This window comes from Streptococcus sp. 11273D007BT, assembly GCF_053547195.1.
This window is the reverse complement of record NZ_JBPWPE010000001.1, coordinates 803,428-817,371: the sequence shown is the minus strand read 5'-3', so window position 1 is coordinate 817,371 and position 13,944 is coordinate 803,428. Positions and strand designations below refer to the sequence as shown.

8 protein-coding genes are annotated in these 13,944 nt (G+C 34.8%); all 8 read right to left on the bottom strand.

Going from position 1 to position 13,944, the window contains the following annotated elements:
* Positions 1-28 precede the first annotated feature (28 nt).
* Positions 29-2,686, bottom strand: coding sequence for a GBS Bsp-like repeat-containing protein (locus ACEE75_RS04195; RefSeq protein ID WP_449164730.1), 2,658 nt, complete (start codon positions 2,684-2,686; stop codon positions 29-31).
* Between the two features lie 79 nt (positions 2,687-2,765).
* On the bottom strand, positions 2,766-3,611 hold the full coding sequence (locus tag ACEE75_RS04190) for a CHAP domain-containing protein (RefSeq protein WP_447574474.1): 846 nt from the start codon (positions 3,609-3,611) through the stop codon (positions 2,766-2,768).
* A 158-nt stretch (positions 3,612-3,769) separates the two neighbouring features.
* Entirely contained in the window at positions 3,770-5,245 is a 1,476-nt protein-coding gene (locus ACEE75_RS04185; RefSeq protein ID WP_447574473.1) for an HlyD family secretion protein, read from the bottom strand.
* 78 nt (positions 5,246-5,323) lie between these two features.
* Positions 5,324-7,321, bottom strand: coding sequence for a DUF7657 domain-containing protein (locus tag ACEE75_RS04180; protein ID WP_449173565.1), 1,998 nt, complete (start codon positions 7,319-7,321; stop codon positions 5,324-5,326).
* Between the two features lie 83 nt (positions 7,322-7,404).
* Positions 7,405-8,337, bottom strand: a complete 933-nt coding sequence (locus ACEE75_RS04175; protein WP_354367030.1) for a glycosyltransferase family 2 protein — start codon at positions 8,335-8,337, stop codon at positions 7,405-7,407.
* A 1-nt stretch (position 8,338) separates the two neighbouring features.
* Positions 8,339-10,792 carry a sulfatase-like hydrolase/transferase gene (locus ACEE75_RS04170; RefSeq protein WP_449173564.1) on the bottom strand — a complete coding sequence of 818 codons (2,454 nt, stop codon included), beginning with the start codon at positions 10,790-10,792 and terminating at the stop codon, positions 8,339-8,341.
* Complete coding sequence (locus ACEE75_RS04165) at positions 10,792-12,543, bottom strand: rhamnan synthesis F family protein (RefSeq protein ID WP_447574470.1); 1,752 nt, start codon at positions 12,541-12,543, stop codon at positions 10,792-10,794. The genes ACEE75_RS04170 and ACEE75_RS04165 overlap by 1 nt, the downstream gene beginning before the upstream one ends.
* Positions 12,540-13,934 (bottom strand): glycosyltransferase family 2 protein, encoded by a 1,395-nt coding sequence (locus tag ACEE75_RS04160; protein WP_447574469.1) that lies wholly within the window; start codon positions 13,932-13,934, stop codon positions 12,540-12,542. The genes ACEE75_RS04165 and ACEE75_RS04160 overlap by 4 nt, the downstream gene beginning before the upstream one ends.
* Positions 13,935-13,944: the final 10 nt, after the last annotated feature.

The window sequence follows — 13,944 nt, the reverse complement described above, 5'->3', positions numbered from 1 at the left end:
TATTACTTAAAAAACTATCCCAATAGATTTACACATAATAATCATAATATTTTTTAATACCACTAAAAATACCATTTACTAACTTATTTTGATATTGTTCGTGTTTTATTTTATTGGCTTCTGACACATTCGACATATAACCTAACTCTAATAATACTGCTGGAGCAGTCGTTTCACGTAAGACTGCAAAAGTATCTCTTTGAACTCCTCTATTCAAAGCACCAGTATTTGCTACTATTTCAGACTGAAGTACTTGGGCAAGGTAATTGCTTCTGGAAAGGCGTTCACTGTTATTGTGAAACTCCTTATTGATAGCCGAAGGGTATTCTGCATAAGATTGGTAGTAATAGGTCTCAACACCATTTGTCGCTGAATTTGTTGAAGCGTTAAAATGGATACTAATAAAAAGATCAGAATTAGATGAATTAGCTTTTTTTGATCTATCTAAAAGATCTAAGAAACTATCACCTGTACGCGTCAATACAACTTGATAACCTGAATTCTCAAGTATTGTTTTTAATTTTTCTTGAACCTGTAAATTCAAAGATTTTTCCGTTTGACCAAAATATACAGCGCCAGGGTCACTCCCTCCATGCCCCGCATCTAGGTAAATTACCTTATTGATTACAGAATAATCCCCTTGTGAAGCAGATGTCGATGAAGGTTTATTTGATTCTAAAATATAATTCCCTAGGTTAAATCCTTTTGTAGAGCCATCTTGATAATCAATATAGGTATGAATCGTGTAGTTTCCATCAATATACTTATGATTGACTGTATCAACAGTAATCTGAACCTGCCCATTTTTTGACTCAGTTGCAGTGTACCATTTTAAGTTAGATTGATTACTTTCAGACCAAGCTGCGACACGAACAAGTTTAACCGATGAAGCTTCTGTACCCGCATCTACGACAACAGTTACTTTTCCATTTTCTTTCTGGTAGTCGCTTGTGCTTAATTTAACCGTAGATGTCGTTGCCATGGTCTCTTTTGGTTTTGGTGTCGGAACCGTATAAGTGCTTGCAGCTAAACCAACTAACTGACTACGACCACTTTCTTGTCCATAAAAATGAACGTGGTACTGACCGGTTTCAGATTTATGATTTTTAGCTTCAACTGTTACCTGATAAGTTCCACTAGCTTGTTTGCTCGCGGTGTACCAAACCAAGTCATCTTGACCGTTCTGATTTGTCCAAACAGGAACTTTAACCGAAGAGATGGTGCTTGGAACATTAGTGATTGTCGCAACAAAAGCTGTTTCACCTTTGGCCACAACTGACACACTTGGTTGTTTAACAGTGTCTGCTTGAGAAGGTGTGACAGTGTATGTTGCCGTGGTCAAACCTTGTAACTGAAGACTACCTGATGCTTGACCATAAGCATGAATGTGGTACTGACCAGTTTCTGACTTATGATTTTTAGTGTCAACTGTTACTTGATAAGTTCCACTAGCTTGTTTGTTCGCAGTGTACCAAACCAAATCATCCTGACCGTTCTGATTTGTCCATACAGGAATCTTAACTGAAGAGATGCTGCTTGGAACATTAGTGATCGTCGCAACAAAAGCTGTTTCACCTTTTGCCACAACTGACACACTTGGTTGTTTAACAGCGTCTGCTTGAGAAGGTGTGACAGTGTAGGTTGCTGTAGTCAAACCTTGTAACTGAAGACTACCTGATGCTTGACCATAAGCATGAATGTGGTACTGACCGGTCTCTGACTTATGATTTTTGGTATCAACCGTCACACGATAAGTCCCATTAGATTCCTTAGCAGCGGTGTACCAAACCAAATCATCCTGACCATTGTGATCGCTCCAAACAGGAACTTTGATTGAGGAAATTGTATTAGGAACATTGGAGATACTAATGTCAAAGCCAGTAGCATTTTTTCCTGTTATCCCCAAATTAATTTTTGGCATCTTCACTGTCAGTTCAGTCGCATTTAAGCCCACCATGCGACCACTACGATCAGCATAAGTGTGGATATTGTACTTACCATAATCGCGATGATTTTTCAATTCCACATAGGCTGCACCTAACTTGTCTGCCGTGTACCACTTGAGGTCATCCTGACCTTTAAGATCGGACCAGACTGCAATCTTAATCACTTCATCGGAACTGATCGGACGGTTGTACTGAATGGTCAAGGCTTGATCTTTTTGCGCCACACTAGTCACTGGAAGATTAGTCACATCTGCCGCATAACCTTGTACCAAAGAGATCGCCGCTGACTCACTCTTCAAATTGGTCGTGCTAGCAGTTGTACTAACGCTAGAAACTGCATTTTCTGAACTGGCTGTCACTGGCGTAGAACTTATCGAACTAGTCTCAGGCGAAAGACTAGCTGTTTGAGAAGTACTGGTTAAACTCGCTGTTGCAGAAGAGGCTGTGCTTGAAGTCACTTCTGAGCTAACATTAGAGGAAAGCTCTGTGCTCGTCTCACTACTTTCTTGCTGAGTTGAAACCGTAGCTTGAGACTCTGAGGAAGCTGTAGCTAAAACATCAGCTTCTGGAGAACTTTTTACCTCAGCCGCACTACTTTGAGTTAAACTCACCTCTGGTTGACTAGACTCAGTGGTCACCAAGTCTTCTGCCTGAGCTTGAATCCCTCCTACAAAAGCTAAAACCATGGGAATGGTCAGAAACGCTTTACTGGCTAAATGTTTTTTTCCGTATCCTTTCAAAATGACTCTCCTAAATAAAAAACTTTCAACCATTATAACACTAATATTAAGAACAAATCAATACTTTAATTGTCATTTTCTAATTTATTTGACCATAACTTATTAGTTTATCCCCACTAATTTGACCAATAGCGACATACCGTTTAGCACCACTATAAGAAATATAACTTGCCCAGCGGTAACCATCTGCCTCCACTATTCCGTTAAAATTTAAACTCATACCAGCTGTGTAGGTTGCTAGAATGTTACCAGACAGGCTTGGTTTATCACGAACATTTAGTTTTGCAACGCCAACAGTAAACTTTCCTTGCTGGGGTACTGTGCTGACTGAAGAAGTTGAAGAACTAGAGGCAACGGGGACTGAAGATGAAACAGCTGTTCCTGCCATCGGCTTGTAGGGGAGGCGGATCCATCCTATGATCGCATGTTGACTGATATTTCTCGTTAAAAATCTAGCTGGTCCTCCCACTGAAAGTGCATTGGCGTTCCCATCAACATTTTGTTCAACCGTTCTAAAAGATTGACCTATGGCATCTTGGATCACCAAGCCAGTATGTCCATATGGATGCCCATATAGGCGTGTTGTGTCCGATACATAAATATCTCCTGCTTTAGGTGTCTGACCTGATGAGGCATAAATAACGGTCAATCCTTGGCTCTTAGCAGAGTTTAATAAATCAATGGCATTACCTCTTAATGGCTTACCAAAATATTTACTACTAATCCAATTGACTAAATCAACGCACTGCATACCATAGAGTCCATCAATATCAACTCCTACACCTCTATTTGCTAAATCAGAGGCAAATGATACAACCTGACTGACAGATTGATCTGAATAATTTGGAGTATAAGCTAAAGCATTTTGACTAGCTAAACTGAGCATCATTGCTGTGGAATATAAAATTGATTTTTTTAAGTTCATAAAACCTTCCTTTCATTTGATTTATTCGGAAAGGAAGCAAAAGGATTCATTTTTTTATAAAAATAACACCCTAAAAGTTAGATTTTTTCGTCTAACTTTTAGGGTGCGGTTTAAATCAACTACATCTCTTTATTTTTAAGGCAAGAAGCTATATTTTGTTAGCTACTGATCGTATTTCCTGAAATATAAGAAACCGTATCTGCTGGGAAATGGATTGGTTTAAAGTACCATAGATCTTCAGATTGTGAAAATCTTGTCACAAATGGTGATTCAAAAGTGTTATTCGTTACAGTGACATAGCCAACTTGAGAGGAATGTTGACCAATTGTTCCACTATAAGCAACTATTTTTCCAGAAGCATCAATGTAGGGTAAAAATTTATTGTTTGTAACAGTAATATTGCTACTAACTTGCTTCTCACTATTATGAGTGGCATAATCTGGATCAATTGATTTAATTAAATTAGCATCCCAACCACCAGTGTTATCACTAGCATCATATTGTATAACTTCTGCATAGTATTTATGTAAATCTTCATCTTCTGGCAAACTTGTCACAGAAGTAATATTAGGAGCATAGCCAATAAATTGATTGGTTTCAAAAGTGGCATTTTGAACTCCTCCTAAATCAAATATATGACTTCCTGATTTATGAACCAAAGTAAATGTATTATTATAAACTGACCAATTGTTACCATGATTAGCCATCACCATAAAGTGATCTCCATTTACCAAATCATTAGCTTTAATGTTTATATCATGCATGGTGAAATTAGTCAATCCATCAGTTGCTTGACTACCAGTCGCTATACCAAACCAGTACATCGTTCCATCAACAATGAGATTAACTCCATTTCCTCGAAATTCCGTATTCGAAGATAAAATAACATAATTTTTAGATGGATCACTTGTACCAATCTTATAATCTCCAGAAGGAAAATTTAAAATAGTGTAGTTATTCTTACTTGCTGCACTCGTTGCATCACTTAAAACTTTTAAATTTTCTTCAGGAGAATTGTCCGTCTTCAGTGGAACGTCATAAATGGTCGAAATCTCTGAATCTGTAATATCTACAACCTGACCAATGCCATCAATGGTTGCATTATAAAAAATTTGAGAGCTTGACTCTGTCTCTTTTACAGAAACAGATGTTATTTTCCCTGAACCATTCAGTCCAGTTGTAGGAGACAATTCAATGCTATCTCCAACCTTATACTTAGATGTTGCTGTCTTTAATTGATCTTCTGAAATATTATCAATAAGAGTATCTGCTGAAAATCTAACAGTATATTCAAAATACTCTTTTTGTTCAGAGGATTTTTTCTCTACCTTTTCAATAGTTCCGATTTTATTATATTGATTCTCCAATTGACTAGAAACATCTGAAAGATTTTTTAGCATGACTTGATCACCAGATTGGTATTTCGCCTTACTATTTTCTGTTGTTGCATTATCCTTAAAGAAGGAAGGAAACCATGTTCGTAATATGGAATCTTGTCCCGTCATGACAATTTCTTGTCCTCTCAATAAAATATAACACGTCAACAAGGATAATAATACAAATAAAAGTAGGGCCAAATTCATTACTTCTCTTTTTCTTCGGCGTTTGTGCTTTGCTTTTAAATTTTGTGGCAAAAATAGAACTCCTTTAATTTATTTATTGACCCGATAAAATATCAGATATGCTTTTATAAAAACTAGCAACTCATGTTACTAGTTTTTATATTGAAATATCATATTTCCATCTTGGTCGGCACCGTAAACTTTTGAAAATTTGTCTGACCCAAATAAACTTACTAAATCTCTATTCGTCAAAATATAATCTACCTCTAAGCTATCTAAAGACTTGACATTTAACTGAATAGATAAAGAATCTGGTGATGGATTTGTCATCTTGGTCTCTTCTGTGGTTAAAATATAGTTAAGATGGGAATATCTGTTCCAATTTGTCTCAAACTGGTTTTTAGGATCCAGTTTTTTCATCAATTTTAAATCAGGATAAAACCTAACACCATCAATGGAATGCGCCCCCAACATCTGAGGAAGTTGATACAATTTCCCATTTTCAGTCATCCAGATAGCATTTTGATCTTGTTTGACAATCTTCTTAATTGTCACAGAAATAGCTTTATTTTCAATAACTCCAATGCCTCTAACAATCGGATTAACTGTCCAACCTGAAAGCAATATCAGCACTAGTATTGAAAAAATGGCAAGTTTGCTTCTAAAAATAAATAGCAGATAAATAACTAAGTATAATCCCAATATTTTGAGCATTTCATTATTATCTAGATAAGATATATAATTTCTATCTACCACTACAAGGTAAGCTAATAAGAGAGAACTCGGTAGCATGGTCAACAATAGTACCCATATCTTTTTATCTTTCATTTCCCAAATATAAGATAAAAACCAAATGGATGCAAATACACCAGTTACTGAAACGGTTTGCCAAGCACGACTACTGGTCACAAAACTAAAAAGTGTAACCTTAGATAATAATTCTGGTATCGTTATAAAAGCATACGCGGTCAATAGTAACGTATAAACAACGAGAAATAGTCCAAAAGTATTATCTTTCACCTGATCTTTTTTTATCAAAAAAGGAATTGCCAGAAAGAAGAGGGGCAGAAACTGGAAACTACTTGCTAATTCAACTTGATTACTAAAAGTTGGAATTTTGAATGGAAGCGCAATATTGAGCAGAAATTCAATCAGTTGATGAAGCTTTAATTCACCACCAACAGAAACTCTGCTCCCTGGATAGACTGTGTTTAAGGTTAAAGTAATTGCTTCTCGACTCTCCCATAAAGTATATCCGATAATCCCTCCTGAAAAAAGAAGAGTCCCTAACATAACAATCCAATCAAATCTTGTGAGCAATCTCATCTTCCAGGCACGAATAAAGTAGATTAAAAAGAAGGCTGAAATAAGATAAGCAAAAGGAACCTGAAAAGCTGGATAAATCACCAAAACAAAACCAATGAGAGCACTTGATAACAAACTCGCATAAAGCAACTTTTTCTTCTTACTAGCTGTAAATAAGAAGTGGTAGATTGTTACCATAATCAACAATGAGAAAAAGACAACATCTCCCAAATGCTGCATAAACCACCATTGCACTGATGGAGAAAAAGTAATCCATGCACTTCCTAATAAAGATAAGAGCTTATTTTTTTTGGTAATAATCATTCCAAACTCAAAAGATAAAAGTAACATCCCGATAATTTTGAAACACCAGTACCAAGAAAGTCCTCTAGAGGCTCCTAGAAAAAGAAAGCCCCAGTTAAATGGTTTTCCAATAACCGAAATGTGTTTAACCGGAGCATTATAAGCTACAATCATATTTTGCCCTGAAAACTCATAGGTAGGGTTAATTAATTGATTACCGCTATTAGCTTGTGAAAGATAAAATGGGGTTTGTACCAACCATTCATCTGTCCTAATCATTCTTGGGACACCAACAAGGGTTCCATCCGCTCTTGGAGGCATACTGATCCAATTATTGAAGTTGCTTTCAATATCAATCTTATCGGAATCACTGTTAAAATCATTTTGTGTAGTCGATTGCGAATTCCAAATAGTCTGGCTCATACCATACTTATTCCAGTTACTAATTGAACTGCCGTGTAAATTAAGGCTGACTCCTATAACAAAGGCTAAAAGAGCTATGAGATACCTATATTTTAAAAATTTATTTAATAAAGACATATTCCCTCTCAGTAACTAACTCCTATATTACAAAATCCTAGGAGCTGTAATTTAAATATTTCCTTACTTTTTGCTGTCTTTTACTACAGATTTTGTTTGTAAAAGTCATAAACTTTTAATTCATATTGCATCCGATTTTGTCGTACAACTGTATCTAGAATAAAACCTGCTACAAAAGATAGGGCTGATAGGATCATAAATCCAGTTGCTAGTACTGCTGATGGTAACTTATTAATCAGTCCTGTTTTAGCAAATTCACTAATAACAGGGATGCCAGCTACTAATCCACAAAGAAAGAAAAGAAACGTTAAAAGGGTAAAGAAAATGAGGGGTTTATAATCTTTAAAGAGATTAAAAATCATACGCAAGACTTTGAAGCCATCTGAAAATGTACTTAACTTTGATTCACTTCCTTCAGGTCGATCTTTATAAGTAATCGGAACTTCTACTAACTTAAACCGTTTATCTAATGAATGGATTGAAAGTTCTGTTTCAATCTCAAAACCTGGCGATAAAACAGGAAAAGTCTTAACAAACAAGCGGTTAAAACCCCGATAACCTGTCATAATATCGTTGTAATTTCCTTTGTACAATTTATTGATGAGGATACGGACTAAATTATTTCCAAAGCCGTGAAAACCACGTTTATTTTCTTTTTCATATGTGCCGTTAGATAAACGATCTCCGATTGTCATATCTGCCATTCCTGTTCGTAATGGCTCCAAGAGCTTTTCAACCTCAGCTGCAGGATAAGTATCATCAGCATCAGCCATAATATAATAATCAGCATCAATCTCTCTAAACATTGAACGAACAACATTACCTTTTCCTTGTCGAGGTTCAAATTTTACTATAGCTCCCGCTTCTTTGGCAAGCTGGTTCGTCTTATCTTTTGAATTATTGTCATAAACATAGATTTCTGCTTGAGGAAGAGCTTTTTTAAAATCTTCAATTACTTTTACAATGGTAACTTCTTCATTATAAGCAGGTAGCAATATTGCTATTTTTTCCGTCATTTTATTCTCCTATTTTAAAAAATGAACTATCTTTAGTTAAATAACCGTTACGGCTAACCAAATCATACTCAATCATTTTTAAATCATCAGCTATTTCTTGAGCATTTGAACTTAATTTTTCTTGATCAACACTACTATTTTTCATGACCTCAGTTAACAAAGCATAATAAGGGGAAACTTTTGAATTTGTTGTTTCTAATAATGCAGCAATGAAATCACTAGAGTTTAATAGAGGTTGGTCAATTTTTTCTGTTTCATAATTACTCCAAATCACATAATCCGTTTCATATTGGAGTTGTGGATCAGAGGCAAAACTACTTGATGGATAAAATCCAGGTAAATGATCACCATAAAAGACAACCGATATTTTTTTATCTTGTTTTTCTAAAGTATTAAAAAATTCCTCTGTTGCCTGGTCTGTAATATTCAATAACCGAGCATAACTAGTTAATGTTCCATTTTCTTCATCAGAAAATCCTTCCCCAGTTCCTACAATATCTGCTGGGTCTCCAACTGACCAAGGCATGTGATTTTGCATGGTCATCACTGAAAAGAATTGAGGCGAATCTTTTGATAACTGTTCTAGGACATTTTGATAAGTTGAAGCATCACTTGGATGTAAACCAGCATCTTTAACATTTGTCGCTTTAGTGTCTGAATTTGTTAGGGCGATAAATTTATCGAATCCTAACTTTGTATAGATAGCATTTCTTGAATAATTAGCCCCTGATTCCAGATGAACTGCAATTCTATTTTTACTACTATACAAATCACTTATCGAAGGGATATAAGGCATGTTGGAAGCCACTTCTGTATAAATCGTTGAAATATTAGGAGAGAGGTTATACATCGGAAGACCAGTTAAGGTTTGAAACTCCATATTGGCCGTTCCACCACCGTATCCATCTGATTTCATTAATCCACTACTGTAGCTTTCTCTGAGTGAATTAAGATAAGGTGTAATTTCCTTTGATAATTGGACACCTGGAATACGAGTTGGATCAGAATAACTCTCACTCAGAATATAAATAACCGTTTGATCTTCAATATTATTTTTTCTCGAAGCATTCAATTCTTCTGCTACGGCTGCATACTTTTCTTCAATTTCCTTAATTTTTTGATGGCTATATCCTTTAGGTTTCTCCATTACTGGCGTCACTAATTGTTTAACCCATACAAAAGAAAGTGACTTCATTTTTGCATTAACTGAATTTCCCATCCAATTGATATCAGCAATATTATTTAAGGTTGATATAATGGGCAACTTGGAGGGAACTTTTCCATTTTCATTTCCTTTAAGGATATTAAAGGTCATAGAAAATAGCAACACAACCCCAAAAGAAGTTGAAAAACGAAGCCACTTGTTATCAGTTACTTTATCAACCCAAACGATTTTTCTAATAAAATAATAAATAACTCCCACTAACAGAATACCAGCGATAGCTGAGAAAATATACCCTTTGTCAACAAAACCTAAAACCAAACCAATTTGTTTGATCCATCCTAAATCACTAGGAAGAATAGGCTCATTACGATAAGTATATTTGATAGCATTAGCTAGTGAGAAAATGGTTCCTGATACCAAGACAAAAACAGTTGAGAAAAGAAAACGATTAGACAGCAAATAAATTAAGAAGAAGAGTCCTGTATATAAACAGACTTGGAAGCTAAAAGCACCAGGTAAAATAAAACGATCAACAACAGTTCCCTTATTATCTATTCCAATCTGGACAGTGTAGTTAAACAAAATTGCAAACAAGAGGCTCATTGATAAAGCTGAGCTAATACTAACCCTATTGTTTATAATGTCTGTTATTCCCTTGATAAACAAATAAGTTACAAAAGAAATAAATAAGTACAACCATGAGTAATACCAGAAGGCAGATAGCCGTTCAACTAATGTCTCTACATTGAAAAAGCTACTTCTCTCGATAAAATCAATAAATTTACTATCACTCAAAATAAAGGCTGTCAAGAATTGAGCAATGAAAAAATTTTCTCTAATCGAAACATGTCGTTGAAAGCGTATTTTTAAAGGCTTAGAATGAGATTTAAGATAAAAAATTCCTAAAGTAATCCCCATCATATAAAATAGGGGTAGGAAATAGTTAACCTGAAAAAATTGATTTTTTACCAAATCAAACCACTTAAAGTCAGCATTGTTGATGTTTAAGGTCATTAAAACAAAATAACTCAGCACCTGATACATCAAATAAATAAGAAGAATTTTACAAGCAAACCAAAAGTTGAACTTTGATCTAATCACAAAAAGATAATATGCGATAGCTGTCGCTGGAAGATAGATAAACAGAATATAAAGAATATTAAAATGACCGAAAAGTTGAACTAAAAGTAAAGCTCCATTTGATATAAAAAACAATAGGGAAATCATAAGCGCTCTAATGATTTTGGGATTTTCCAACCATTTTTTTGATTTATTTTTTCTTGATTCCATTATTTTCTCATCTTTTCTACTAATCTATTCATAATATACTTAATGGCTCTTGCAGGTCCAATCACAATATACTTTAGAGCACCTTTTATGCCTCCCATATAGGTAAAATCTACAAATGTATTTGGAGCTGTTTGTCCGCGCTCATTTAATAGTTTATTATCAATAAATGCTGTTAAATGAATGCTATTATAAGAAATTCTAAAATCATAATGTTCATTCCAAGCAATATAAACCAACAGACGCTCAATCGCATGAAGGATTGAATTTTGTGGAAGAGGTTCCGAAGGGACATCACTATCATCTAAATTCAAATCAAACAAAGGTTTTAAAGCATCGTACTTAAACCAAACAAATGTGCCATAACTCATGACAAAAGTATGAAGCTGATTGAAGTCAATCTGCTTAGTCATTCCCATTTTTTTCCAAAGATTATTCATTTCAGGCGCAATTAAATGCTCATTCCAAGCATCTACAATTTTATTGTAGCGGAAAAAACTAGGAATATCTGCAATCACAAGTCCAATTTTAGGATTAGCAACAAAATTAGCGATAATATTATCGGCAGGTTTAATCATCATTTCAATCAACTCTTGTCGCCATGACTCTCCTGCCCAAAAATCTGCTTCTTTTGATTTTTTAGTATGAAAATGCCCAATATAGTCATAAGTTTTTAACTGTTCTTTTAATTTCAGCATCGGCAAAACATCACGTCCGATGTTTCCTGTGACAAAAATACGAGCTTCTTGATTTTGAGCAGATAAAACTTTCTTAATCTCAACTTCTTTTTCAGCAGTATCTGTTGTAATCAGTAAATCATAATCAAAGTGAAGCGATTTGAAAGCTGTTAAAAACTCCTCTAAGAGATCAACATAAAACACATGTAAATGAATTGCTGCTTTATGATCATTTTTTTCAGGCCATGTTTGTTCTCTAAGGAGTTTATGCCCCAAAAGATATTTAAAATCAGGATAATTGATTTCAGACATATGGGAAACAATTAAATCGATTGGATAGTCTGAATGTTGCTCAATGTCATTTAATAAGTAGGGGGTAATATGCTGATTAGCATCGATTGCCTTCACTTTGATGAAAGGAACCTCTTTTTTCAAAATAGCTGTTGGATTATAGTAACTAAAATCAGCATGAAGCATGTGACTAGCATCTTCTGAAGTTGTATCAAAAATCGTCTGATAACGAAATCCTTCATCTAAAAAGACAGTTGTCACCTTTGTCTCATAATGATCAATAACATCCTGAACAGCTGTAAAATTTTCTACTCCTTTCCAAAACTCTAAAAACTTTGGAGATTGGATGATTGCTTTTTTAAATGATATAAAATAACTCTGAATATGTTCTGGAAATTCTTTTGTTGCTCTGTTATTCGTTAGACCCCAGAAATCAACCGTAGAATCAGATTCATATGTTAAATAGTGGTCTTTCATATCCCATAAGGGACCAAAACAGGTGTCGTTCATAATAGTAATCGAATCATAATGAGTAATTTCATCATAACCGATATAACTCATCCCATCACGCCAAGCAGCAAAGTCAAACCCTACGTTTTCTCTTTGGATAAAATCAGTTATCAAATTATTTTCTCTCAATAAAAGTTGGTAACTATCCTCAACCTCACTATTAGAAATAAAGACAACATGCGTAAATAGGGGACGTAATTTTTCTAGTTGATAAATGACGTGTGAACTAACACGATTGTATTTATTGAAATGAACATATAATAATAAACGCTTCATTTCTTTCTCCTAAATAAATTTATAATTTTTGTTGGAATGATCCAACGACGTGAGTAGATGACCGAATGATATCGAACAATTAACTCTTCAACCTGCCGTTTAAATTCATCTCTCTCTCGTTTCAAGTTGACAAAATCACTTTGATAATGCTCTAGTTGCTTAATCTTATCTTTACTTTGAGAGTATTCTCTAACCAAACGATTAACTAGAAAGTCCTCTTTAAAAACACTGTCAACATTAAACATTTGATAAGACAAACGAAAGCGATTCCCATAAAACTTATCTGTTCTGAAGATTAAATATGGATCCATTTTTGTAAAATAATATGACCCATCAATCTCTATTGCGTTCGTAGATATAGGTGAGAGCTCTGTACAAAATTCACCATCCACTAGGCTAATATGCTGATAATAACTTGGTAACTCAGATAAATCTAAACGAATATAACTTGCTTCTTCTGGAATTTCAAACTCTAATTGGTCAGCTGTCTTTAATGGGTATTGCAGTCTTTGTTTTTCGCTAAAATGACCATCACTAGACCAGTAAATAGTAACAAGTTGAGTTGGAATTTGAGAATTAGGATACTCTCGTCTCACTAGACTGAGCTCAAACTCATGATTTCTTTGCAAAAGCAGTTCAATCACTTTTTTTGCTGTATCAGTAGATAGGGTTTGACTGTATTCTTTTTGCGTCTCTAATAACTTGGTGAAACGTCTTTCCAATTTCCCAAAATCTTGCGTTCGAGAATCAGATTCATCATCCATGCGATAGACCGTCGTAGACTCTGGTAAGAAAGTTAATTTTGTCCGTTTGAATAGCTCCAGTTGGATATTAAATGTATCATCAGCGGTATCAAGAGCTATCTGTTTATTAACTTCTAACATGAGTTTAGTATCGACTAACCAAGTTGAAGCCATGGTCATTCCTTTATAGACTAACATTTTTTCAAAACTATCCATAAAGGGAATGATGCGATTGGCTAAAACATCTGTATGAATCGTCTGCCCCTTAGCATCTACCATGTCAAAATCAGTGTTACTCCACTTAGAATCGGGTGTCTGTTCAAGAAGATCCACTTGCTTTTGTAATTTATAAGAATCTATCCAGTAATCATCCCCATCACAACGTGCAATGTACTCTCCTCTTGCTTCCTTACAGATATCTATCCAAGTTTTTGTAATACCTTTGTTTTGCTTATTAAAAAAGGGACGAATCAAATTTGGATACGTTTCAGCTAACTTATTAATGAGAGCTGGAGATTCATCTGTCGAAGCATCGTCAACAACAATAATCTCATATGGAAAAGTTGTTTTTTGTTGACAGAGACTTTCAACGGCTTCTCTTATCCACTCTCCTTTATTAAAGTTTGTACAAATTACTGAAACTTTCAAATTCTCACTC

Excerpts from the sequence above, each read along its gene's own strand:
- ACEE75_RS04165 (WP_447574470.1), bottom strand. The coding sequence starts at position 12,543 with ATGAAGCGTTTATTATTATATGTTCATTTCAATAAATACAATCGTGTT.
- ACEE75_RS04170 (WP_449173564.1), bottom strand. The coding sequence starts at position 10,792 with ATGGAATCAAGAAAAAATAAATCAAAAAAATGGTTGGAAAATCCCAAA.
- ACEE75_RS04175 (WP_354367030.1), bottom strand. The coding sequence starts at position 8,337 with ATGACGGAAAAAATAGCAATATTGCTACCTGCTTATAATGAAGAAGTT.
- ACEE75_RS04190 (WP_447574474.1), bottom strand. The coding sequence starts at position 3,611 with ATGAACTTAAAAAAATCAATTTTATATTCCACAGCAATGATGCTCAGT.
- ACEE75_RS04180 (WP_449173565.1), bottom strand. The coding sequence starts at position 7,321 with ATGTCTTTATTAAATAAATTTTTAAAATATAGGTATCTCATAGCTCTT.